The 22,784-nt window shown below is 58.7% G+C and carries 21 protein-coding genes; 15 read left to right on the top strand and 6 right to left on the bottom strand.

Annotated features, from left to right (window positions below):
• Positions 1 to 31 precede the first annotated feature (31 nt).
• The 5 genes from rsxD to dtpA all read left to right on the top strand — a co-directional run bounded on the left by rsxD (position 32) and on the right by dtpA (position 5,210).
• A complete protein-coding gene (gene rsxD, locus ACTJJ6_RS04165; RefSeq protein ID WP_016927895.1) occupies positions 32 to 1,117 on the top strand; it encodes an electron transport complex subunit RsxD in 1,086 nt (361 codons plus the stop codon).
• Positions 1,118 to 1,126: 9 nt separating this feature from the next.
• Positions 1,127 to 1,756, top strand: coding sequence for an electron transport complex subunit RsxG (gene rsxG, locus ACTJJ6_RS04160; RefSeq protein ID WP_004938412.1), 630 nt, complete (start codon positions 1,127 to 1,129; stop codon positions 1,754 to 1,756).
• Positions 1,753 to 2,451, top strand: coding sequence for an electron transport complex subunit E (locus ACTJJ6_RS04155; RefSeq protein ID WP_004938409.1), 699 nt, complete (start codon positions 1,753 to 1,755; stop codon positions 2,449 to 2,451). Before rsxG ends, ACTJJ6_RS04155 begins: the two co-directional genes overlap by 4 nt.
• On the top strand, positions 2,451 to 3,092 hold the full coding sequence (gene nth, locus ACTJJ6_RS04150) for an endonuclease III (RefSeq protein WP_004938407.1): 642 nt from the start codon (positions 2,451 to 2,453) through the stop codon (positions 3,090 to 3,092). Before ACTJJ6_RS04155 ends, nth begins: the two co-directional genes overlap by 1 nt.
• A 603-nt stretch (positions 3,093 to 3,695) precedes the next feature.
• Positions 3,696 to 5,210 (top strand): dipeptide/tripeptide permease DtpA, encoded by a 1,515-nt coding sequence (gene dtpA / locus ACTJJ6_RS04145; RefSeq protein ID WP_016927896.1) that lies wholly within the window; start codon positions 3,696 to 3,698, stop codon positions 5,208 to 5,210.
• Positions 5,211 to 5,285: 75 nt separating this feature from the next.
• On the opposite strand, the gene ACTJJ6_RS04140 is transcribed toward dtpA, so the two are convergent.
• Complete coding sequence (locus ACTJJ6_RS04140) at positions 5,286 to 7,379, bottom strand: prolyl oligopeptidase family serine peptidase (protein ID WP_440802181.1); 2,094 nt, start codon at positions 7,377 to 7,379, stop codon at positions 5,286 to 5,288.
• A gap of 194 nt (positions 7,380 to 7,573) precedes the next feature.
• On the bottom strand, positions 7,574 to 8,137 hold the full coding sequence (locus ACTJJ6_RS04135) for a helix-turn-helix domain-containing protein (RefSeq protein ID WP_151254786.1): 564 nt from the start codon (positions 8,135 to 8,137) through the stop codon (positions 7,574 to 7,576).
• Positions 8,138 to 8,252: 115 nt separating this feature from the next.
• Between ACTJJ6_RS04135 and ACTJJ6_RS04130 the strand changes: the two genes are divergently transcribed.
• On the top strand, positions 8,253 to 9,440 hold the full coding sequence (locus ACTJJ6_RS04130) for a benzoate/H(+) symporter BenE family transporter (protein ID WP_049300526.1): 1,188 nt from the start codon (positions 8,253 to 8,255) through the stop codon (positions 9,438 to 9,440).
• Between the two features lie 100 nt (positions 9,441 to 9,540).
• The gene (locus ACTJJ6_RS04125) at positions 9,541 to 10,044 is read left to right on the top strand and encodes a cupin domain-containing protein (protein ID WP_004938395.1); all 504 of its coding nucleotides are present in this window, start codon (positions 9,541 to 9,543) and stop codon (positions 10,042 to 10,044) included.
• Here ACTJJ6_RS04125 and ACTJJ6_RS04120 read toward each other — a convergent pair.
• Complete coding sequence (locus tag ACTJJ6_RS04120) at positions 10,009 to 10,854, bottom strand: aminoglycoside phosphotransferase family protein (protein WP_370446670.1); 846 nt, start codon at positions 10,852 to 10,854, stop codon at positions 10,009 to 10,011. The genes ACTJJ6_RS04125 and ACTJJ6_RS04120 overlap by 36 nt on opposite strands.
• A gap of 188 nt (positions 10,855 to 11,042) precedes the next feature.
• Between ACTJJ6_RS04120 and ACTJJ6_RS04115 the strand changes: the two genes are divergently transcribed.
• The gene (locus tag ACTJJ6_RS04115; protein WP_028128181.1) at positions 11,043 to 11,423 is read left to right on the top strand and encodes a RidA family protein; all 381 of its coding nucleotides are present in this window, start codon (positions 11,043 to 11,045) and stop codon (positions 11,421 to 11,423) included.
• A 7-nt stretch (positions 11,424 to 11,430) separates the two neighbouring features.
• Here ACTJJ6_RS04115 and ACTJJ6_RS04110 read toward each other — a convergent pair whose 3' ends face one another.
• The gene (locus ACTJJ6_RS04110) at positions 11,431 to 11,811 is read right to left on the bottom strand and encodes a nuclear transport factor 2 family protein (protein WP_015377744.1); all 381 of its coding nucleotides are present in this window, start codon (positions 11,809 to 11,811) and stop codon (positions 11,431 to 11,433) included.
• 276 nt (positions 11,812 to 12,087) lie between these two features.
• Here ACTJJ6_RS04110 and ACTJJ6_RS04105 point away from each other — a divergent pair, with 276 nt between their 5' ends.
• Positions 12,088 to 12,357: a hypothetical protein gene (locus tag ACTJJ6_RS04105; RefSeq protein ID WP_004938382.1), complete on the top strand. Its 270-nt coding sequence runs from the start codon at positions 12,088 to 12,090 to the stop codon at positions 12,355 to 12,357.
• Here ACTJJ6_RS04105 and ACTJJ6_RS04100 read toward each other — a convergent pair.
• Complete coding sequence (locus ACTJJ6_RS04100) at positions 12,354 to 12,746, bottom strand: nuclear transport factor 2 family protein (RefSeq protein WP_004938379.1); 393 nt, start codon at positions 12,744 to 12,746, stop codon at positions 12,354 to 12,356. The two genes, ACTJJ6_RS04105 and ACTJJ6_RS04100, sit on opposite strands and share 4 nt — an antisense overlap.
• 202 nt (positions 12,747 to 12,948) lie before the next feature.
• On the opposite strand from ACTJJ6_RS04100, the gene ACTJJ6_RS04095 reads away from it, so the two are divergent.
• The 4 genes from ACTJJ6_RS04095 (at position 12,949) to gstA (ending at position 15,947) form a co-directional block, all read left to right on the top strand.
• Positions 12,949 to 13,644, top strand: coding sequence for an HD domain-containing protein (locus tag ACTJJ6_RS04095; RefSeq protein ID WP_079449294.1), 696 nt, complete (start codon positions 12,949 to 12,951; stop codon positions 13,642 to 13,644).
• Positions 13,645 to 13,739: 95 nt separating this feature from the next.
• Complete coding sequence (locus ACTJJ6_RS04090; protein ID WP_004938373.1) at positions 13,740 to 14,003, top strand: DUF3811 domain-containing protein; 264 nt, start codon at positions 13,740 to 13,742, stop codon at positions 14,001 to 14,003.
• A 361-nt stretch (positions 14,004 to 14,364) separates the two neighbouring features.
• Positions 14,365 to 15,249, top strand: coding sequence for a 4-hydroxy-tetrahydrodipicolinate synthase (gene dapA, locus ACTJJ6_RS04085; RefSeq protein WP_049300527.1), 885 nt, complete (start codon positions 14,365 to 14,367; stop codon positions 15,247 to 15,249).
• A 92-nt stretch (positions 15,250 to 15,341) separates the two neighbouring features.
• Positions 15,342 to 15,947: a glutathione transferase GstA gene (gstA, locus tag ACTJJ6_RS04080; protein WP_016927904.1), complete on the top strand. Its 606-nt coding sequence runs from the start codon at positions 15,342 to 15,344 to the stop codon at positions 15,945 to 15,947.
• Positions 15,948 to 15,986: 39 nt separating this feature from the next.
• Here gstA and pdxY read toward each other — a convergent pair whose 3' ends face one another.
• Positions 15,987 to 16,847 (bottom strand): pyridoxal kinase PdxY, encoded by an 861-nt coding sequence (gene pdxY, locus ACTJJ6_RS04075; protein WP_033640488.1) that lies wholly within the window; start codon positions 16,845 to 16,847, stop codon positions 15,987 to 15,989.
• Positions 16,848 to 17,152: 305 nt separating this feature from the next.
• On the opposite strand from pdxY, the gene ACTJJ6_RS04070 reads away from it, so the two are divergent.
• The gene (locus tag ACTJJ6_RS04070; protein WP_164052863.1) at positions 17,153 to 19,507 is read left to right on the top strand and encodes a hypothetical protein; all 2,355 of its coding nucleotides are present in this window, start codon (positions 17,153 to 17,155) and stop codon (positions 19,505 to 19,507) included.
• Between the two features lie 139 nt (positions 19,508 to 19,646).
• Complete coding sequence (locus ACTJJ6_RS04065) at positions 19,647 to 22,751, top strand: DUF4214 domain-containing protein (protein WP_143778931.1); 3,105 nt, start codon at positions 19,647 to 19,649, stop codon at positions 22,749 to 22,751.
• The last annotated feature ends 33 nt before the right edge of the window (positions 22,752 to 22,784 follow it).

The following is a 22,784-nucleotide window of genomic DNA, read 5'->3' as shown; positions in this document are numbered from 1 at the left end:
GCAGGCGCGGCGCAGAAGGTATCGTTACTCTATGAAGTTCAGGCCGGTATCACCCACAGCCGCCAAAGGCTTACACATCGCCAGCTCGCCTTTCACCCACAACCAGCAAAGCACCAGCCGCATTATGCTATGGGTCATGTTGGCGTGCATTCCCGGCATCGCGGCGCAGATTTGGTTTTTCGGCTACGGCGTGCTGATTCAGGTGGCGCTGGCGGCGATCGTCGCGCTGGCCGCGGAAGGCGCGATCCTCAAGCTGCGCAAGCTGCCGGTGCGCAGCCGGCTGGCGGATAACTCCGCCCTGCTGACCGCGCTGCTGCTCGGCATCAGCCTGCCGCCGCTGGCGCCGTGGTGGATGATCGTCATCGGCACCTTCTTCGCCATCGTTATCGCCAAACAGCTGTATGGCGGCCTCGGGCAGAACCCGTTCAACCCGGCGATGGTCGGTTACGTAGTGCTGCTGATCTCCTTCCCGGTGCAGATGACCAGTTGGTTGCCGCCGGATGAGCTGCGCGCCACCGCGCTGTCGCTCCACGACACGCTGCTGGCCATTTTCAGCGGCCATACCGCACAGGGCGCGACGCTGCACGAACTGCAGATGGGCGTGGACGGCATCAGCCAGGCCACGCCGCTCGACGGTTTCAAAACCGGCCTGCGCAGCGGCCACAGCGTGGAACAGGTGTTGCAGCAGCCGCTGTTCGGCGGCGCGCTGGCCGGCATCGGCTGGCAGTGGGTCAACCTCGGCTTCCTGGCCGGCGGCCTGTTTATGCTGGCGCGTCGCCTGATCCATTGGCAAATCCCTTGCAGCATGTTGGCCGCCATCGCCTTCTGTTCCGGTCTGGCCTGGTGGATCGATCCGGCGCATCAGGCTTCGCCGCTGATCCACCTGTTCTCCGGCGCCAGCATGCTGGGCGCGTTCTTTATCGCCACCGATCCGGTCAGCGCCTCCACCACGCCGAAGGGCCGCTTAATCTACGGCGCGCTGATCGGCGTGCTGGTCTGGCTGATCCGCGTCTATGGCGGCTACCCTGACGGCGTGGCCTTCGCCGTGCTGCTCGCCAACATCACCGTCCCGTTAATCGACCACTACACGCAGCCGCGCGTGTACGGCCATCGCTAAGGAGCCGCCATGCTGAATTCCATGAGAAAACACGGCACCACGCTGGCGGTGTTTGCGGCGGTCACCACCGGCCTGACCGCCGTGGTCTACGCCCTGACGAAAACCACCATCGCCCATCAGGCGGCGCTGCAGCAAAAAGCGCTGCTCGATCAGGTGGTGCCGCCGGAAAACTACGACAACATCATGCAGAACGAATGCCTGCTGGTCAGCGATCCGGCCTTGGGCGACGGCGCGCCGCACCGCTTGTACCTGGCGCGCAAAAACGGGCAGCCGACTGCCGCCGCGCTGGAAACCACCGCGCCGGACGGTTACTCCGGCGCCATTAAGCTGCTGGTCGGCGCCGATTTCAACGGCACGGTGCTCGGCACCCGGGTGATTGAACACCACGAAACGCCTGGGCTGGGTGACAAAATTGAACTGCGCATTTCCGACTGGATTTCCTTCTTCAGCGGCAAGAAAATCGAAGGCCCGGACGATAAGCGCTGGGCGGTGAAGAAAGACGGCGGCATGTTCGACCAATTCACCGGCGCGACCATCACCCCACGGGCGGTGGTCAATGCGGTGCGCCGCACGGCGTTGTATATGGAAACGCTGCCGCCTAAACTTGAAAGCTTACCTGCGTGTGGAGCCGCCGAATGAGTGAAGCCAAAGAATTGATCGTCCAGGGGTTGTGGAAAAACAACTCCGCCCTGGTGCAGCTGCTGGGCATGTGTCCGTTGCTGGCGGTGACCTCCACCGTCACCAACGCGCTCGGCCTGGGGCTGGCCACCACGCTGGTGCTGACGCTGACCAACGCCTCCATCTCCGCGGTGCGCCGCTGGGTGCCGAGCGAAGTGCGTATTCCAATCTACGTGATGATCATCGCCGCGGTGGTGAGCATCGTGCAGATGCTGATCAACGCCTATGCCTTCGGCCTGTATCAGTCGCTCGGCATCTTTATTCCATTGATCGTAACCAACTGCATCGTGGTCGGCCGCGCCGAAGCGGTGGCCGCCAAGAAGCCGGTCGGCCTCTCGGCGCTGGACGGCATGGCGATCGGCCTCGGCGCCACCGGCGTGATGGTGACGCTGGGCTCGATGCGCGAACTGTTGGGCAACGGCACGCTGTTCGACGGCGCCGACCAACTGCTGGGCGGCTGGGCCAAATCGCTGCGCATCGAAGTGGTGCATTTCGACAGCCCATTCCTGCTGGCCATGCTGCCGCCGGGCGCCTTTATCGGCCTGGGGCTGCTGCTGGCGGTCAAATATCTGATCGACGAAAAAATGAAGGCGCGTAAAGCTCGCGCCGTGGCGGCGGAACCGCTGCTGGAACAAGGACGTGCTGAGAAGGCCTGATGAACAAGCAGAAGCGACTGGAAATTTTGACCCGGCTGCGCGACAACAACCCGCACCCGACCACCGAGCTGGTGTACACCACGCCGTTTGAACTGCTGATTGCCGTGCTGCTGTCTGCGCAGGCCACCGACGTGAGCGTCAACAAGGCGACCGCCAGGCTTTACCCGGTCGCCAACACTCCCGCCGCCATGCTGGCGCTGGGGGTTGATGGCGTCAAGGAGTACATCAAGACCATCGGCCTGTTCAACAGCAAGGCCGAAAACGTGATCAAAACCTGCCGTATGCTGCTGGAGCTGCACGGCGGCGAAGTGCCGGAAGATCGCGCCGCGCTGGAAGCGCTGCCGGGCGTCGGCCGCAAGACCGCCAACGTGGTGCTCAATACCGCCTTCGGCTGGGCGACCATCGCCGTGGACACCCATATCTTCCGGGTGTGCAACCGCACCCACTTCGCGCCGGGCAAGAACGTCGATCAGGTGGAAGAGAAGCTGCTGAAGGTGGTGCCCGCCGAATTCAAGGTCGATTGCCATCACTGGCTGATCCTGCACGGGCGCTACACCTGCATCGCGCGCAAACCGCGCTGTGGCTCCTGCATCATCGAAGACCTGTGCGAGTATAAAGAGAAGGTTTATCCAGAATCCTGAGTCTGACGGGGCGGCAAACAGCCCCCGTCGCCGCCACTCCCCCCGCCAGCGCCTCTTTTTTATCGGAAATGTGATATCGCGCAGCAGTAACCCCGGCGTTATCACGGTTTTCAGTGAAAAACTCAGTGCCGCGTTATTTTCAAGCGAAAAATTAGTCAAAAATTGCGGTGAACGTCACGCTTTCAGGATCACAAGGCGTTCACAAATGCCAGTCCCGTTTTCCTAAATTTCTATAATTTTACAAAACGCTGCATATGCACAACATTCCAATGGATTAACAACCACACATACACTGATGCGCTAAAAAATAGCAATTCAGCAGAATATATCCCTGTTTAAAATGCGTATAGCTTTTAATCAAAACAAAAAATCGGCAAACCATTAAAACCCGAAAGTTAATACTGCATAACATTTGCAACATCGCAGCATAATCCTGCGAGCGTTAAATGTAACCGAATATGACAAACTGCTTGCCACGTTGACAAAGATAGTGAACATTAACCGCCGTCCCCATCCTATAACAACGCAAAAGGATGCCGTTCCGCATCAACTTTTGTACTTTCCCGTCCTCCAAAGACGGGCTGCGAAAAAACAGAGGTACCAGTGTCAACAGCAAACAACCAACACCCGGAGAGCGTTAGCCTTAACGCGTTCAAACAACCGAAAGCGTTCTACCTGATCTTCTCGATCGAACTGTGGGAGCGTTTCGGCTATTACGGCCTGCAGGGCATCATGGCGGTTTATCTGGTCAAGATGCTCGGCATGAGCGAAGCCGATTCCATCACCCTGTTCTCTTCCTTCAGCGCCCTGGTATACGGCTTCGTCGCCATCGGCGGCTGGCTGGGCGACAAGGTGCTGGGCGCCAAACGCGTGATCGTGCTCGGCGCGCTGGTGCTGGCCGCCGGTTACGCCATGGTGGCCTACTCCGGCCACGACATCTTCTGGGTCTACATGGGCATGGCGACCATCGCCGTGGGCAGCGGCCTGTTCAAGGCTAACCCGTCCTCCCTGCTGTCCACCTGCTATGAGAAAGATGATCCGCGCATCGACGGCGCTTTCACCATGTACTACATGTCGGTGAACATCGGTTCCTTCTTCTCCATGCTGGCCACCCCGTGGCTGGCGGCGAAATACGGCTGGAGTGTGGCGTTCTCCCTGAGCGTGGTCGGCATGCTGATCACCCTGGTCAACTTTATGATGTGCCACAAGTGGGTGAAGGAAAACGGCTCCAGACCTGACTTCAAGCCGCTGCATCTGCCGAAGCTGCTGATGGTGCTGGTCGGCATCGTGGCGTTGATCGCCGTGTCCAGCTGGCTGCTGCACAACCAGGTGATCGCGCGCTGGGCGTTGGCCCTCGTTTCCGCCGGCATCGTTCTGGTGTTCGCCAAGGAAACCTTCGCCCTGCACGGCGCTGCACGCCGCAAGATGATCGTCGCCTTCCTGCTGATGCTGGAAGCGGTGGTGTTCTTCGTGCTGTACAGCCAGATGCCAACCTCGCTGAACTTCTTCGCCATCCATAACGTGGAACACAGCATCTTCGGCGTCGCCTTCGAGCCGGAGCAGTATCAGGCGCTGAACCCGTTCTGGATCATGCTCGCCAGCCCGATTCTGGCCGCGCTGTATAACAAAATGGGCGATCGCCTGCCGATGCCGCACAAGTTCGCTTTCGGCATGATCCTCTGCTCCTGCGCCTTCCTGGTGCTGCCATGGGGTGCCAGCTTCGCCAACGAACAGGGCATCGTGTCGGTCAACTGGCTGATCCTGAGCTACGCGCTGCAGAGCATCGGCGAGCTGATGATTTCCGGCCTGGGCCTGGCGATGGTAGCGCAGCTGGTGCCACAGCGTCTGATGGGCTTCATCATGGGCTCCTGGTTCCTGACTACCGCCGCCGCCGCGCTGATCGCCGGTAAGGTTGCCGGTCTGACCGCCGTGCCAAGCGACATCAACGACGCGCACGCTTCGCTGGCCATCTACAGCCATGTGTTTATGCAGATCGGCATCGTCACCGCCGTCATCGCTATCCTGATGATGCTGACCGCGCCGAAGCTGTACCGCATGACGCTGGACACCACCGAAGACGCCAATCAGCAAGCACAGGAAGCCACTGCGGCTCGCTGACCGCCAGCGGATTGAACGTAAATAAAAACACCGGGGTTAACGCCCCGGTGTTTTTTTATGCCGCAAGAAAAAGGCTTACGCTGACTTGGGTTTGCCGCTCAGGTTGGCCCACATGAATTCGCTTACCAGCGCGCTGTGGAACGCCGCCTGTTGCTTGTCGGCGGCGGCGCTGTGCCCGCCTTCGGTATTTTCATAGAAATAGGCCTGCTGATACCCCATCGCCTGCATGCGCGCCGCCATTTTGCGGGCGTGGGCCGGGTTGACCCGATCGTCGCTGGTCGCGGTATAGAACAGCACCGGCGGGTAGGCCGTCTGCGCCTGAATGTTGTGGTATGGCGAGAAGGTCTTGATGTAGGCCCATTCCTCCGGCTTGCTCGGGTCACCGTATTCGGCGATCCACGACGCGCCGGCGGAAAGCTGGGTATAGCGCTGCATGTCCAGCAGCGGCACTTCGCAGACGATGCAGCCGAACAGCTGCGGATACAGCGTCAGCATATTGCCCACCAGCAGGCCGCCATTGCTGCCGCCGCGCGCGCCAAGATGCGGCGCCGAGGTCACCTTGCGTGCGATAAGATCTTCGGCCACGGCGGCGAAATCCTCGTAGGCGCGATGGCGGTTTTGCTTGAGCGCCGCCTGATGCCAGGCCGGACCGTATTCGCCGCCGCCGCGAATGTTGGCCACCACGTATACTCCACCGCGTTCCAGCCAGGCCGGCGCCTTGCCGCCGAGATAGCCCGGCAACAGCGGCACTTCAAACCCGCCGTAGCCATACAGCAGCGTCGGCGTGCTGCCGTCCGCTTTGAGATCTTTGGCGGCGATCTGGAAATACGGCACGCGGGTGCCGTCCTTGGAGCGCGCGAAATGCTGGCTGACCTGATAGCCGGCGGCGTCAAAGTCCTGCGGCGCCTGTTTCAACAGCGTCGCCTCACCGCCGTCGAGATTGCCCATGTACAGCGAGGTCGGCTGCAGGAACCCGCTGACGGTCAGGAAATAGGCGTTGCTCTCTTCGTCGATGCCGCCGGCGGAAAGGGTGCTGATGTCGTCGGGGTTGCCCAGCGGGCGACGTTGCCAGCTGCCGCCCTGCGGCGTCAGCACTTCCAGCCGGTTGACCACGTTATCCATGATGCTGAGGATCAGGTGATCGCGGGTGCCGCTGTAGCCGCTCAGCGCCTGCTCCGCCGTTGGGGTAAACAGCAGCTGCAGCTCGCGCTTGCCCGCCAGATAGTCATCGAAGTTGGCCGCCAGCAGCGCGCCGGACGGATAGCGCTTGCCGCCCACTTCCCAGTCGCTGCTCGGTTTGATCAGCAGCCATTCCCGATGCGTATCCAGCTCGGCGTCGGCCGGGATGTCGATTTTTTTCTGCCGGCCATCCTGAGCCAGCAAGAAATAGTCACGGCGATAGAAGTCCAGGCTGCGGCCGACGAAATCACGCTCAAAACCCGGCGTGCGATCGTGATAGGCGAAGACCGCCATATCTTCCGGCTGCGCTTCGTACAGCGTTTCGGCGGCGCTCAGCGGCGTGCCGCGCAGCCAGCGTTTGGCGATGCGCGCGTAGCCTGACTGGGTCATCGAACCGGGGCCGAAATCGGTGGCGATGAACAGCGTGTCCCGATCGACCCAGGAAACCCGGCTTTTCGCCACCGGCACGTTGAAACCGTCTTTGACAAAGCGTTTGGCCACCAGATCGAATTCACGGATTTCGGTGGCGTCACCGCCGTCCGGCGACAGCTGCATCAGGCAATAACGGTATTCCGGCGCCAGCGGTTGCGAGCCTTGATAGACCCAATCCTTGCCTTCCGCCTTGCCCAACGCATCGATATCCAGCACCGTCTCCCAGGCCGGTTTGGCCTTGCGGTACTCGTCCAGCGTGGTGCGCCGCAGCAGGCCGCGCGGGTTGGCCTGATCCTGCCAGAAGTTGTAATAGTACTCGCCGCGTTTGCTCACCCACGGGATCTGGGTGTCTTTATTGAGGATATCCAGGACTTCGCGCTCAATGCGCTGAAAGTCTTCGCCCTGGACGAAACGCGCCACGGTGCGCTGATTTTCCTGCTGCACCCATTGCAGCGCTTTTTTACCCTGCAGCTCTTCCAGCCACAGGAATTCATCGCCGGCGGCCGCGCCGCCCTCCGCCGCCATCGCCAGGCGGATACTGTTGGGTAATGAAGTCATCGCGAATACGGCTCCTGCGGTTTGTGCACTGAGTTTAATAAACTGACGTCGATTGGTGACCGGCAAAATCAAGCTCCTTTTGAGTCGGCTGCAACGCCGCCCCGTCATGGGCGACAACCTGTGAAATAAGAGTCATTTTCAACAAGGTAGGCGTTTGGCGGCGCGGAGTCAAAGCCCACGGCCGCCGCGTTGAGTCAGGATTGAGGATAGTGGATCAGATCGTGGATACGCACCGTGTGTGAACCGGCGTTGCGGTAGGCATGCGGCCGATCGGCCTGAAAGCGCATCGCCTCGCCGGCCGCCAGGCGGTGCCACTCGCCGTTTATCGCCAATTCCAACCGGCCGCTGATCACGATCACATGCTCGATCACGCCCGGCTCATGCGGCGACGATTCGCTGAGCGCGCCCGGCGCGAGATCGATGACGAACATGTCGAAACCCAGTTGGCGATCGTAGGGAAACAGCGGCACCACGCGCATATCGGCATTGTCCTGATCGTACACCGGCAGCTCGCCGTAGCGATGCAGCGTCGCCTGCTGCTGCGCGGGCGAGGCCTCAAGGAAGGCGGAAAACGCCACGTTGAAACCGGTGGCGATCTTCCACAGCGTCGCCACCGTCGGGCTGGACTCGCCGCGTTCAATCTGCCCGAGCATCGCCTTGCTGACGCCGGTGTATTCCGCCGCCTGCGTCAGGCTCCAACCGCGCTGTGCGCGCAACGTGCGCAGGGTGTGCGCCAAATGGCCGGCAAGTTCCTGCATCCTGTTCTCCTCTGCGTATCGTGCCCGATTATACCCGCTTGTGCGCTATAACGCACGATGCTATGCTGATTTCTCGCTGTGCGTTATAACGCACAACCACCGATTGGAGCTGCCCATGCGCCCTGCCGTCACCCTGCGTCATCTGACCCTGCCTGCCGTCATGGCCGGTTTTGTCGCCGTTCTGGTCGGTTATACCAGCTCTGCCGCCATCATTTTCCAGGCCGCCGCCGCCGCGGGCGCCACGCCGGCGCAGATCGGCGGCTGGCTGAGCGCACTGGGGATCGCAATGGGCGTCACCTCCCTCGGGCTGTCGCTTTACTATCGCACGCCGATCCTCACCGCCTGGTCGACGCCCGGCGCGGCGCTGCTGGTCACCAGCCTGCCCGGCACGCCGATCAACGAGGCGATCGGCGTGTTTATCTTCGCCTCCGGTCTGATCCTGCTCTGCGGCGTCACCGGGCTGTTTGCCCGCCTGATGGACTATATTCCACAGGCGATTTCTGCGGCGATGCTGGCGGGGATCCTGCTGCGTTTCGGGCTGGACGCCTTCGCTTCGCTGCAGCTCAATTTTCCCCTCAGCGCCGGCATGGGGCTGGCCTATCTGCTCAGCCGCCGTTTCCTGCCGCGCTACGCCATCGTATTGACGCTGGCGATTGGGTTGGCGATCGCCGCGCTGCAGGGCGATATCCAGCTGGCGCAACAGACGCCGGCGTTCGCCGTGCCGGAATTTATCGCGCCGCATTTCAGCTGGCCGACGCTGCTCGGCATCGGCGTGCCCTTCTTCGTGGTCACAATGGCTTCACAGAACGCCCCCGGGATCGCTACGCTGCAGGCGGCGGGCTACCGCGTCCCCACCTCACCGCTGATCGCCTGGACGGCTCTGACCGCGCTGCTGCTGGCGCCATTCGGCGGTTTCTCGGTGTGCATCGCGGCCATTACCGCCGCCATCTGCATGGGGCCGGATGTGCATCCCGATCCGCAGCGGCGCTATATGGGCGCAGTGGCCGCCGGCGGCTTCTATCTGCTGGCCGGTCTGTTCGGCGGCGCCATCGGCCTGCTATTCAGCGCGTTGCCGGTCGCCTTGATCCACACCATTGCCGGGCTGGCGTTGCTCGGCACCATTGGCGGCAGCCTGCAACGCGCGCTGCATGATGAAAAACAGCGCGACGCGGCGCTGATCGCCTTCCTCATCACCGCCTCCGGCGTCACGCTGCTCGGCATCGGTTCTGCCTTCTGGGGGATTGTCGGCGGCGCCATCGCCCATCTGCTGCTGTCGCTGCCGCGGCGAACCTCCGAGGCGTAACGGGCGGTCTACATTGACAAGCGACGCCGTGGCGCCTTCACTTTCTCTGTCGTCTGACTGTCAATTCACCTAATAAGTGACGCCGTCACCAAGGAAGCTTATGACTGAGAAAGCCGCGCTGTTAGCTCAGCGCCTGATACGCAATGTCGAACAGGTAGAGATGAAACATGACCGGCGGCCGCCGCTGTATGACAGCGTCGGCGCCCGTCTCGGCACCGGCACCGCCGCCGACAAACTGGGCGCCTCTTTCGATTGCGTGGCGCCGGGCATGCGTTCCTGCCCCTACCATTTTCACTACGCTCAGGAAGAAATGTTCATCATTCTGGAAGGCAGCGGTACGCTGCGGGTGGCTGGAGAAATGCTGCCGATCGTCAGCGGAGATGTCATTTTCATTCCGCCGGGCCCGGAATACCCGCACCAGATCATCAACACTTCCGATGCGCCGCTGAAGTACCTGTCCGTCAGCACGCGCGAACAGCCGGAGCTGGTGATGTACCCGGATTCCGGCAAATACCAGGCGATGGCGCGCAGCGCAGACGGCGAGCAGGTGCGCTACCTGCAGCGCCCTTCAACCTCGCTCGATTACTGGCAGGATGAACCCTGAATCGCCGTCCGGCAACGGGATATCCAACGCGCGCGCCGCCAGTTCGGCCACGCGGAAGTCGATATCCGCCGCCTGCCCGTCTTCCATGAACCAAGCGGCGGAGAGCCCCGACCAGGCCAGGATCCATTGCAACAAGCGCCGGCGCTCCAACCCGGCCAACCGGCACACCTGTTCCACGCGGCGCTGGAAAATGGCCGGATCGGTGGCGATACCGTAGTTGGGATTGCAGAAGATATTGGCGTAATCGAAGCCCCGTTCGCCGTACAAACGCTTGGGGTCGATCGCCAGCCAGCCGCGTTCGCCGAAGTCGAGCACATTGTCATGGTGGATGTCGCCGTGCAGCACGCTTTCTTCTCGCGGGCTGCTCAGCAATTCCGCCGCCGTTGTGGCGCTGAGGCGCAGCATGCCGCCGTGCGCCTGCGCCGCCGGCCACAGCGAGCTGAACCACTCCTGCAGCGGGATCAATTCGGGCAGCGGTGCCTCTCGCGGCGCATGCAAGGCGGCGATCGCCCGACACAGGATCTGCGTGGCCTGCTCATCGTCGCCATCACGCACCAACTGCGCCAACGAACCTTCGCCCTGCGCGCGCTCCAGCAGAATGCCGTCGTCGTGCCACGCCAGCACCAGCGCGGCGCCTTCTCCGCGCCACCAGCACATGAGCTGGCCGCCGAAGCGCTCCTCCTGCTCGCGGGCGATCTTCAGCATGGCGGCCTCGCCCCGGTAACGCACCGGCATCAGCAGACTGCTGTGGGTTTCGAAGGCTTTGCCGTCCTGTTCCAGTTGCCAGCGTTGCAGGTAGGGAGTAAAAATCGGGTTCATCGTCTCATGCGTCCTTGTGGCCGAGCTGCGCCGCACTGTCACATTCGGGTGAAGACGACGTATAAAAAAGAGGGATGATACTCTCAAATATCATCGGTGCGCGGCGCCTGGCCGCCGTTTCTTCAGTATCCTAACCAAGTTTATCGATTTTATTAACCGGTCTTGCGCGGGGTTTGACCATGACATCATTAAAACGCACGAATTATCCGCAGTTGCCGACGCCGGGCGGCCCCTATGTGCATGCGGTGCGCCACGGCGATCGCTTATACGTTTCCGGATTGACGGCTTTCGCCACCGACGCTCAGGGGTTGAGCGCGCCGGAGCAAACGCAGGAGATCCTCGAACAGCTGGCCACCATTGCCGCCAGCGAAGGCGTCAACCTCAAGGCATTGATTAAAATCAGCGTGTTCCTGACCGACATCGCCGATCTGGCGGGCGTGCGCCCGGTGCTGTTTGACTATTTCGATGGCGCGCTGCCGGCCTGTTCACTGATGGCGGTCAGCGCGTTGTTCTCACCCGCGGTGTGTGTGGAAATAGAGGCGGTGATGGCGTTGCAATAATGCGCGGCTAGAGCGCGCCCTCATCCGGCACGCAGGGGCCGATCTTGAACCAGGCTTTGGCGATCCGCCCCTGCTCCACTTCATAGATGGCGATGACATCCATTTTGCCGCGCCCCTGCGGGAAATTGCGCGTCACCACCTCCTGATCGACCACCATATTGCCTACCGCCATGCGTTTTATCCGTTCGCCATACAGACTCGGCTCCTGGAAACGCACCAGATGCCGTTCCCGGATCGCCGCTTTGCCGCTGGCCAACAGCGTGTCTGGATGTTCGTAATACTGGGCGTCGTCCGCCCAGCAGGCCATAAAGGCCTCGATGTCGCGGGCGTTATAGGCGTCAAGCTGTTGTTGAACCACATCCTGCGGGCGTGCCGTTTTATCGTTCATCACATCCTCCTGCCGAAGTTAACCGCCGCATGCGTCGAACCCATCACGTTAACCGCCCCGTGCTGCAGCTTGATGACACGGTGAATTTTGAATAAAAAACCAAAAATAACGAATAAACAACCTATCACGCCCGATGAACAATTCAAGCGCCCGCGCATAAATTTTCTGCGCCGTGCCAGGGGCGATGAAAACCGCATGGCGCCGCGCGTTAATCTTTGCGACGGTGAGGGAAATTCTGCTAATTTAGCGTGAACAGCCTGACGATAACGAAACGCTATGCAGCAAAAACCGGTGTTGGACGAAGCCAGACAGTTAAAACGACTCAACGCCGCCACGCGGCGCCAATCCCATATGTACAAATGGATCGCGCTGATTGCGGCGCTGGATGCGCTGTTGGTGTTTTGGTATGACCGGGATATGCGCAACGTCACCTTCTCGGGAGCGGTTGCGCTGGTATGCGGCTATTTGTGGATCCGCGATCGCAACAAGGCCCGGGGTTATCGGCGCGAGTTCGACCGCAAATTCGGCAAGCGCAGCGGCGATTAAGGCTGCATCGCCTCCAGCACTTTAGCACTGTCGACGATCTGCACGAACTTCACGATTTTGCCGGCGCGCAGCGTATAAATATGCGCAAAAGAGGCGCTGAAGGATTTGCCGGTGGCCCGGTAGGTGCCGTGATAAAAACCCTGAGCGATCACGTTGTCGCCGGCGTCGTAAAAGTGATCGACGTCGGCGCGGTAACCTTGCCATTCGCTGCCCAGGCGCTGATGCACGTTCTTGATGATGTTCTCCGGGCCGATATAGGTACCGGCGTAAGGGAAACCGGCGGCTTCGGTCCACTCGGCATCGGGGGCCAGCGCCGCCAGCAGATTACGGCCGTTTTCTTCGGAGCTGCCTTCATAGGTTGCGCGCACTATTTCAAGAGGGGTTGGCATGTCTCTTCTCCAAATGGCTGATGAGGATATTCCGGCCATCCCCGCGGACACAGGCTCTCACCAAGCGGAGACGGCGGAATGCGGCTATTCTAGGTTGCTTGTTTCGCTGCAAAAACCGCAGTTATGACAATAGTGGGTTGCACTTTAGTAAACAATAGCCATTTTTCTGTCATTTTCCCGGCATCCGACACGGCTATGCTGATTGACCGATTTTCCCCAACAGGAGCTGAACGTGTCTTTACCCTCGCTGACGCAAGAGTTGTTACAACCGTTTTCCCCCTACCAGACGCTGGCGCAAACGCTGTTGCCGCTCACCCTCGAGTCGGACGACGGTTCGCATGACGTGGCGCACCTGCATCGGGTCTGGAAGAACTGCCGTCGGATCAGCAAGCTGGAAGGCGGCGACCGGCGCATTCTCTGCGCGGCGGTGCTGCTGCACGACGCCGTCGCGGTGGAAAAGAATTCGCCGCAGCGCCATCTGGCCTCGCGCATGGCGGCGGAGCAAGCCACGCTGACGCTGACCCGGCTGGAATGGGCGCCGGCGGACATCGCGGCGGTGGCTCACGCCATTGAAGCGCACAGTTTTTCCGCCGGCATCCCGCCGCAAACGCTGGAGGCGAAGATCCTGCAGGATGCCGATCGCCTCGACGCTATCGGCCTTATCGGCGTGGCGCGCTGCTTCTATATCGGCGGCCGCATGCGCAGCGCGCTGTACGACGCCGCCGACCCGCGGGCTGAACATCGCCAATACGACGACAAGCGTTTCAGCCTGGATCACTTCGAAACCAAGCTGTTCAAACTGCAAGACGGCTTCCAGACCGCCGCCGGGCGGCAGATGGCCGAACAGCGCACCGAACGCATGCGGCGCTTTGTCGACGATCTGCTGGAAGAGGTGTAATGCCGGCCTATGGGGCATTTTCGTTATGCCCATAACATTTTCGGTCATATAACGCCGCTAAACTGTAAGTCAACTTCACCGAACGGGCGGCACAGATGAAAAAGTTGACGTTGAAAGAGATGACGGAAAGCGAACAGCGGGAAGTGAAAACCGAATTGGACAAGGCGCGTAAAAGCCATGGCAGGCCGCTGACCAATGCCGAACAGCACAAGGTCAAGGATGAAGTGGTGGCGCGCATCATGGCCGCCAGAGCGAAGCTCGCCAAGGCGGAGCGTGCAGAACGCAAAGCCAATCGCTACCGGCCGAGCGGCGACACTTTCAGTTGGTCCGCCACCATCGGCTCCCGCCCGCCGCGCTGAGCCAACTCAACCCTCCCCGCCGCGGCGGGGATTTTTATTTATTAGCCAAACTCATCCTCACCGGTGAATCATGAATAACAATGTTATCAATCTGTTGTAAATTGACAGTCTGATGAAGAATATTCATTATCACCCCACTTCCCCTTTTCGCGAGACTGCCATGGCCTACCCACGCAACGCTGATATTCTGATGACACCTGCGTTGCTCGTTGGCGGTTTGGCGGCGGTTACATCGAAGAAACAGACGCTCATTTGACCGGGGCGCGCTGTCCCGTCAGATGAGCTGACTGGATGGCACGCAACGCCCCGCCTTCAATTTTCTCATCTGGCTTCTCTGTCGGTCACACAGAAGGAATATTTTATGGCCTCATTTTCGGGTATTTGGGTGGCGATGGTTACCCCTTTCAATCACGACGCCGTCGACCTGCCGGCGGTGCAACGCCTGGCGCGGCACCTGCTCGACGCCGGCGTCGATGGTCTGGTGGTCTGCGGCTCCACCGGTGAAGCCGCTGCGCTGAGCAAAGAAGAACAGCTGGCGGTGCTCGACGCCGTATTGGAGGTGGCGCCTGCACGCCAGGTGGTGATGGGCCTTTCCGGCAATAACATGGCCGCCACACTGCAAATGCAGCAGGCCATTCAGCTGCGCGACATCGCTGGCGTGCTGATCCCGGCGCCTTACTACATCCGCCCTTCGCAATGCGGCCTGATCGACTATTTTACCCAGTTGGCCGACGCCTCCGCCGTGCCGGTGATCCTGTACAACATTCCGCAGCGCACCGGCATCGCCATGGAGCTGGCCACGCTGCGCCGGCTCGCTCGCCATCCGCGCATCACCGCCATCAAGGACTGCGGCGGCAACCCTGACGCCACCATGGCGCTGATCGCCGATGGCGAAATCGATGTGATGACCGGGGAAGACAATCTGATCCTCACCACGCTGTGCCTGGGCGGCACCGGCGCCATCTCCGCCGCCGCGCATGTTCACCCGGAACGTTTCGTCCAGCTGGTGCAGCAGGTCGCCGCCGGCGATCTGGCCGCGGCGCGCAGCAACTTCTATGAGCTGCTGCCGATGATCCACCAGATGTTCAGCTTCCCGAATCCGGCGCCGGTCAAGACGGTGCTGGCCCAGCAGGGGCTGATCGCCAACGAATTGCGTTCGCCGATGCAGGTGGCGCCGCCGGCGCTGCAGCAACAGATCGCCGCGACGCTGGCGCAACTGCAGCCCGCAGAGGCGATCGTCGGTTAAATTTGTTAGCTAAGCCGCTGTAATTTTGGCGCCACGGGACTACGATGAGAGGTTAAGCATGCCCGTCATTCGTCATCAACAAGGAGCTTCCGATGAAACTGTTCTATAAAGCCGGCGCCTGTTCGCTGTCCCCGCATATCGTGCTGCGTGAGGCAGGGCTGGATTTTACGGCGGAGAAGGTCGATCTGGCGCAGAAGAAAACCGAGAGCGGCGCCGATTACCTCGCCATCAACCCCAAGGGACAGGTCCCGGCGCTGCTGCTGGATGACGGCAGCCTACTGACCGAAGGCGTGGCGATCGTGCAATATCTGGCGGACCGCGTGCCGGATCGCAACCTGATCCCGGCGGCGGGCACCCTGTCGCGCTACCACGCGATCGAATGGCTGAACTACATTGCCACCGAGCTGCACAAAGGATTCAGCCCGCTGTTCAACCCGAAAACGCCCGAGGAATACAAAACCATCGCGCGCGCCAAGCTGGAGCAGCAGTTCAGCTATCTGGATTCGGTACTGGCGAAGCAGCACTTCCTGTTGGGGAGCCGTTTCAGCGTGGCTGACGCCTACCTGTTCACCGTGCTGCGCTGGGCATTCGCCCTGCAGTTTGACGTGCGCAAGCACGCCCATCTGGCGGCCTGGTTCGATCGCGTTGCGGCGCGCCCGGCGGTGGATGCGGCGCTGAACGCCGAAGGATTGAAGTAAACATTCGGCCCCGGTGGCTATCGCCGGGGCCCGTTGCACTTACAGTTTTACCGCTTTGAACTCGCTGCGCGGCTGCACGATCCGATCCTGCGCCGCCACTACCTGCAGCTCGTATTCCCCCATCTCCTGAGTCGTCAGCATCACCTCATACACGGCGGCGGTCACGTGCTCCAGCGCTTTATCCAGCGCCTCACCCTTCAGCAGATCCACCAGCAGCAGACCGCTGGTCAAATCGCCGACGCCGACCGGTTGACGCGCGCCGAAGTCCACCAGCGGCCGGCTGATGTGCCAAGCCTCGTCCGCCGTCACCAGCAGCATTTCGAAGCAGTCGGCGTGATAGCCGGCGCGGGCCAGGTGCTTGACCAGCACCAGCCGCGGCCCTTTGGCGATCAGCGCGCGGGCGGCCTGCACCGCATCGGCCACGTTGGCGACGGCCATCTGGCTCAGCATCTCCAACTCCAGCAGGTTCGGCGCCATCATGTCGCTGCACGGCAACGCCTGGCGACAGTGAAACTCGGCCACGCCCGGCGCCACGATGCAGCCTTTTTCCGGATGTCCCATCACCGGATCGCAGAAATACCAGGCATTCGGGTTCGCCTGCTTAACCTGACGCACGATCTCCAGAATATGGTCGCCCTGCTCCGGCGAACCGATATAGCCACTCAATACCGCATCACAGCGCTTCAGCTGATCGATATTGGCGATGCCCTGCGCGATCTCGGTCAGGTGATTGGCCGGCATGACGCAGCCGGTCCACTGGCCGTATTGCGTATGGTTGGAGAACTGTACCGTGTTCAGCGGCCAGACGTTGACGCCCATGCGGCGCATCGGAAATTCAGCCGCACTGTTGCCGGCGTGACCAAACACCACGTGCGACTGGATAGAAAGAATGTTTTTCATCGGAACAACTGACCTCGCCATGCCGTGTGCATCAGCCCGCGGCGAAATGATAATGGGTGCACAACGCAAAAACGTCATGCCGGCGCTGTTAAAAACAAGAAATGAGAGGAATTTTTATGCTTTCGACGGCGGCATATTGTAGCGAAAAGTCCGATCCAAAAAAAGCCGAGAACCGACCGACAAGGCAGTGACAGCGGGAAAAATCAGGCCATCCTCAGACTGGCCTAACATTGCATTTCGGCCCTTATGAACTGTAATTGTCTATTCATTCACTATCACTTCAGCGTATCCAGAGGATATATTTCATGAGCTTACTGAAACTTCAATGGGGAAAGAAGGCCGATGCCAATACCTTGACTTATTTAGCTAAACAGCTTGAGAAAAGCGCTGATAGCCAAAGTGAGTCAGGTGCCTTCGCCGACGCGGCCGCTCTCGATACCTTTGGCCGTTCGCTCGCCAGCGGGACACCTTCCGTCGAGCAGTTTAAGCTGCTGGCCAGCGCCCGCCACTTCCTGCGGGCTGACAACAACGAAAAAATCTACGCTTCGCTGTATCACGAAAATCTGAGCCAGGACGTCTCCCTGACCTTGCTACAGAACGCCGGCCACGATCGATACCAAACCAGCATCGCGTCATTCTGCAAGGGGATGCTCCCACTCGACGGTGCTCGTGAGCCTCAGTCGACGGATGTCGCCGCCTATCAACTCAAGATCGCTCAACCGCTGAATTACACGCCTATCGCCGAATTGTCGCTCTCCGCCGACGGCATATTGAGCGGCTCGGTGAACACCGGCAGTCAGCATCCGTTGAGTCCTGAGGAATTGGCCGCTCTGACGCACGTCTTTCTTAATGTGAATGCCTCGGCCGCCGTTGATTTCAGCCATTCGCCCCAGTTGAAAGAGGTGACCTTGCAAGGGAGTGCGCCAACCGATACCACCGCCCTGAACTCGCTAAAAAATAAGGGATTCGCTTTGCGGCTTAATCTGGATGATAACCCTTACTTCAAAACGGTAGACAAGATTACATTTGGTACCGAACGGGATGTGGTGGTGATTTCCGATAAGTTCGATCTCGCCAATGCCAAAATGGAAATTCTTTTTGGCATCGGTGGTGCCAGTCTGTTTTGGAATGGCAATGGCGTGAATCATAGCGCCAATATTGTCAGCACGACGTTCACCGCACAGAACTATTTTGATGCGGATGGCGTTATTTCCGCCAACCTGATCTTAAAGGATATCTATCTGACCACAACGGCAAGCGGCAGTATTGAAGGAATAATCAAAACCAATGTTAACCAGTTCCAATTCTTTCCTCAGATCGATCTGGCAGGTTATCGCGGTACCGGAAACATTTATCTGGATGGCAAATTGATCGCGACAGAAGGCGCCAACGTATTCGATTATGGCGTAATCAATCAAACGGCCAGTATTTATAACGACCATTATACAGGCGTCACCCACTTACAGCAGGCGCCCCATGCTGTAAAAAGTGGTGACGGTTATTACTGGACGGGAAGTCAAGGGCTTACGCTTTCCGGTTTCGCCGATAATGTACATATCATCAATCTTCCCGTCTTCGACACGCTGCCTTTTCTCACCATCAACGGCGATGCCGGTGCGCAGAGCAAGCTTCACCTGGAACTGGCGCCGGTTACGCCTCCCTCGACGTTATTTGGCCCTTGGGGGGTAAGCATCGGAAATAGCGCCATCGAACGCCTGGACGCAGGAACGCTCAGTTTCGCCAGCCATTTCATTGGCGCACGGCCGCAAGAAGAGCTGCGGCTGTATGCCAATGGTTCGAAACTCGCCTCGGTGGCGCTGGAAGGCGCCGGCAACAATATTTCCAAGATCAACATCAGCGGCATAGGAAAGCTGGAAGTGACGGTAAAAGCTGACTTTAGCGACAGCTTGAAACATATTGTTATTGAACCCATTTTCGATCCCATGAATGAAGGGATCCCGCGCGTTGAAACCGATCTGAAGCTGGATAAGGCCGGCAGCGGCGGCGGCGAGTTTTATAAACTGCTATCCGCACTGAACGACCCGAGCGCCTATGGCGGTATTATCGGCGCACTGACCGGCGAACAGATCAACATCCAGTACACCAATACTCAGACCCTGACTATCAAAGGCAATACCACGCTGAATAACCTGGCGATGGCCAATCAATACGCGCACCACAACAAAATCAACTTTGAACAAAGCACGGTCGACAGCATGGTCACGATTAACACTCTCACGCCGACCGACACGCTTACCGTTGGTGTTCGGGGTCAACAGTGGCTGTTCGACAGCGAAAAATCCGGCAATATCGTGCCTTATGGCAGCCTGACGCAAATGGCCGACATCAATACCCTGTTTGATTCATTAACCGTCGCAGACGACAGCACGGCGCAAGATATATTTGCTCAGGCGCTATCAAAAATAACCCATGGCGGCAGTGAAAATAATCTGCAAAGCGTAGGCGTGTTCAAGTTGGCAACCAATGCATACATTATCATTGATAATAATCACAATAAGCAATTTGACGCTGAGGACATTGTATTCTCCTTGGGAGATAAAGATATTTATGAGATTGCAGCAAACCTTCATTATCGGGCGCCGACTATTGATCTTGCCGGCACTTCCACCCCATCCGTCACAGAGCTAAGTTTGGTCTAACTCTCTGCGGGTGCGGTCGCCTCAAACGGCGGCCGCATTCGCGAAAAATACAGAATTTCCTTAGGCTCAACCGCATTGCAATCATGTGGATTTGGACTGTACTTGTTGATGCTTATTTTTTGTCAACACAGGGGTTAACATGAGTTTATTATCGTCACAACAGGATGTAGCCATCCTTTTTTATGCCACACTCGGTAAAAAAGCCGATAGCGCCGCATTAAACTTCTTTGCCCGCCAGCTGGAATCGGGGCAGTACAGCAGAGATCAGCTGGCCGAAAAATTCATCCAGTCTCAGGATGGGCATCATCGCTATGACGGCCTGACAACGTCGCAAAAAATTCAATACATCTATAAAAATACGACAGGCGCCGATCCAGCACCCGATTTGCTGGCCACGCTGGTCGCGCAAGCCAATGCAGGAAAAACGCTGGGGCTGATTACCAAGGATCTTATCGCCGGCGTGAAGAGCTATATGGGTGATGCTGCGGCACCGGTCGCACAGCAACAGCATTTGTTTGATATTATTGATACAACCTTACACCCCGCTTTGTCCCCCTATCCCGCGAATGCTGAAGCGGCAGCCGATATTCAAGCCCTGTTTTACATCGTAGGCAGCCTCGCGGTGGCGGAAGGCGTCAATTATTGGAGCCAGGTGCTGGCGACAGGAAAAGCTGACGCCAGCTATATTGCCGGCCGTTTCGTCGATACGCGTAGCGCGTTGACCACGTTAAGTAATGAAGACTTCGTCAAAACCGTCTATAAAAATACTTTCGGCGTTGATGCTGGCGCAAGCGAGCTCGCCAATTATGTCACCGGGTTGAATAATCACACCGAAACGCGAGGCGACGTCATCATGCGTCTGATCGCCGATATTCGCAACGACACAGCACATGCCGCCGCCAAACAGGCTTTTCTTAATGCTACCCATGTCTACGCTGCGGGTGAGATGGCTGCGGCCAACTATCAGGAAAGCGTGGCGCTGCTCTTTCTGCAACTGGGGAAAAAGACCACGCTGGAATCAACCGGACTGGACAGTTACAGCAAATTCCTCGCCGCGGGGAACTCCGAGCTCGATCTGCTGACCATTCTGGCTAAATCCTCCCCCTTCAAAGATGCCGCAGACTTCGCCAGGATTTATCACGAACTGTATTACGGCCCGGCGCTGAGCGAACTGCAAAAACAGGCAATTTTGCTCAAAGCCGGCAATAATCCGCTGCAGGCGACGCTGAATATTTTGCATGCGTTCCGCAACGGGGAAGCGCCGCTGGAGGGCGGAGTCAGCCCAAGTCACGAGCAACTCGTCAATCTCGAATACAAAATTGGCAGCGAGCTGGGATACCAGATCCGCGGCAACGTCACGATGTCGAATGCCGACGGCGCCCTCAACGGCAGCCTGAATACCGGTAAGCAACACGCGTTAAGCCATGCGGAAATCAGCCAGCTGCGCGAGATCACCCTTAACGCCGAGATCGGCTCCGCGGTCGATCTCAGCTTTGCCAAATCGTTGCAAAAAGTCACGCTGCAGGGCGACTTCGCCACCAGTGAAGCAATACTTCAATCGCTGAGAAACCTGAATGTCACCCTTTTTCTTAGCGAGGGCAACCTGCTGAACGCCCCCGAAGGGATTAACTTTTCCAACGTGAAGAACAGCACCGTCGTCGCCGACCGGCTCGATATGACGACGGCAGCCGCGCAAATCAATCTGGCCGCCGGGAAGCATCAGCTTGTCTGGCAAGGCAATGCCACCGCCGACAGCGGCAATAGGGTCAGCCGTGATTTCAAAGCGACGGCGCTTAATAGCGATCCCGAGACATCTTACTATAGTGTCTCAGCCAATTTTTTCACCAAGGTCGTCCACCTGACGGCCAGCGTCGGCGGCGGCTATGACGCTGAAATTACAAATAACGTTAATCAGTTCCTATATTTCAACTATGTAGATTTGACCCACTATCGCGGTACCGGAGAGATTTATCTTAACGGGCAGCGGGTCGCTACCGAAGGCAACAAGGTATTTGACTTTGGGGTGTTCACGCAAGAAGCCACCGTCTCCCACCCGATTTACGGTAACATCAACTCGCTAAAACAAGGCGAAATGGCGCAACCCAATGCTTCGCAAAACGCTACGGGGTCGGCTGGAGGGGTAATTACGGCCTACTCCGGAGATTTAACGCTGCTCAACGTCAGCAGCGGACAGTTTACCCTCGGCGGCGACTTGACCGCGAAAAGCCGTATCCACATCAGCGATACGGCACATAGCGACGACAGTTTTAAATTGTTCTTTACCGATACGGCTAGCCATACGGTAACCAACCTCAATATGGGTACTTTCAGCTTTACATCGAACCATAAAGAAACGCTCGAAATCCGTATGGGCAGCAATCTCGACATTGTGCAAAATCGCACGTTGACCCTGAGCGGCGGGGACAACTCGATTAGCACGTTGATGCTGAGCGGCTATATGTACACAGGCGATAAGCCGCTGGTGCTTAATCTGACCGTTGCCGCAGATTTTAGTGATAACCTGAAAACCATCATAGGCAGCGAATTTACCGATGAACGCCGTTATTACTCCGACATGAAGCTGTTCCTCGTCGCAGAAAAAGGCGGCACCGGCGGCGGCGCTTTCTACAACACGCTAAACACGCTGGCCAATAAAGACGATTTCGCCCATGTCATTGCCGAACTTGCCGGCGACCAGTTAACGGTCGACCGCACCGGATTGACCGTCTATAAAGCCGACGTTAAGGGCAACACGACGTTGGATAGCGCCGGTACGTTACATTTTACCGATAGCAAAATAGACAATATGGTCACGCTCAATACCGGCTATGCCAACAGCGTCATCTCCGTGGGAGAAACCGACAACCCGTGGGTTTTCTCCAAGACAGGAGACAAGACCGCAACCTTGTACGGCAGCGCCACCACCCAAGCTGAGTTACAAAATGCGTTCAGTGGCCTGAATGCGACGGACAATGCCCAAGCGCTGTTCTCACAGGTACTGGCGAAAATAACGAACGGCGCCAGCACCAATAACCTGGCGGAAGTCGGATTGCTAAAGTTGGACAAATCGCTCTATGTCATCGTGGATAGCAATCATAATCACAGCTTTGACGCCGATGATGTGGTGTTCTCGATCGGCAATCAGGATCCTTATCTGGCTGCCGTCTCTCTGCACTACCACTCGCCCGCCGTCACCGTGAACGGTGTTGCGGCCGAAAACTCGCTGCCGGAGGCGTTTGCCTAATCGTCATCCGCGCCATGCGATAAAAAAAGCCCG

Source organism: Serratia sp. 22278 (assembly GCF_052045405.1).
Taxonomy (GTDB): domain Bacteria; phylum Pseudomonadota; class Gammaproteobacteria; order Enterobacterales; family Enterobacteriaceae; genus Serratia; species Serratia marcescens.
Note: the sequence above shows the minus strand (reverse complement) of the source record. Positions and strands in the feature narration are given on the sequence as shown.

Coding starts and splice junctions, on each gene's coding strand:
- nth (WP_004938407.1), top strand. CDS start 2,451: ATGAACAAGCAGAAGCGACTGGAAATTTTGACCCGGCTGCGCGACAAC.
- ACTJJ6_RS04110 (WP_015377744.1), bottom strand. CDS start 11,811: ATGAACGATAAAACGGCACGCCCGCAGGATGTGGTTCAACAACAGCTT.
- ACTJJ6_RS04115 (WP_028128181.1), top strand. CDS start 11,043: ATGACATCATTAAAACGCACGAATTATCCGCAGTTGCCGACGCCGGGC.
- ACTJJ6_RS04100 (WP_004938379.1), bottom strand. CDS start 12,746: ATGCCAACCCCTCTTGAAATAGTGCGCGCAACCTATGAAGGCAGCTCC.
- dapA (WP_049300527.1), top strand. CDS start 14,365: ATGGCCTCATTTTCGGGTATTTGGGTGGCGATGGTTACCCCTTTCAAT.
- ACTJJ6_RS04065 (WP_143778931.1), top strand. CDS start 19,647: ATGAGTTTATTATCGTCACAACAGGATGTAGCCATCCTTTTTTATGCC.
- ACTJJ6_RS04070 (WP_164052863.1), top strand. CDS start 17,153: ATGAGCTTACTGAAACTTCAATGGGGAAAGAAGGCCGATGCCAATACC.
- ACTJJ6_RS04155 (WP_004938409.1), top strand. CDS start 1,753: ATGAGTGAAGCCAAAGAATTGATCGTCCAGGGGTTGTGGAAAAACAAC.
- ACTJJ6_RS04130 (WP_049300526.1), top strand. CDS start 8,253: ATGCGCCCTGCCGTCACCCTGCGTCATCTGACCCTGCCTGCCGTCATG.
- ACTJJ6_RS04140 (WP_440802181.1), bottom strand. CDS start 7,379: ATGACTTCATTACCCAACAGTATCCGCCTGGCGATGGCGGCGGAGGGC.
- rsxD (WP_016927895.1), top strand. CDS start 32: ATGAAGTTCAGGCCGGTATCACCCACAGCCGCCAAAGGCTTACACATC.
- rsxG (WP_004938412.1), top strand. CDS start 1,127: ATGCTGAATTCCATGAGAAAACACGGCACCACGCTGGCGGTGTTTGCG.
- gstA (WP_016927904.1), top strand. CDS start 15,342: ATGAAACTGTTCTATAAAGCCGGCGCCTGTTCGCTGTCCCCGCATATC.
- ACTJJ6_RS04105 (WP_004938382.1), top strand. CDS start 12,088: ATGCAGCAAAAACCGGTGTTGGACGAAGCCAGACAGTTAAAACGACTC.
- ACTJJ6_RS04090 (WP_004938373.1), top strand. CDS start 13,740: ATGAAAAAGTTGACGTTGAAAGAGATGACGGAAAGCGAACAGCGGGAA.
- ACTJJ6_RS04125 (WP_004938395.1), top strand. CDS start 9,541: ATGACTGAGAAAGCCGCGCTGTTAGCTCAGCGCCTGATACGCAATGTC.
- ACTJJ6_RS04135 (WP_151254786.1), bottom strand. CDS start 8,137: ATGCAGGAACTTGCCGGCCATTTGGCGCACACCCTGCGCACGTTGCGC.
- pdxY (WP_033640488.1), bottom strand. CDS start 16,847: ATGAAAAACATTCTTTCTATCCAGTCGCACGTGGTGTTTGGTCACGCC.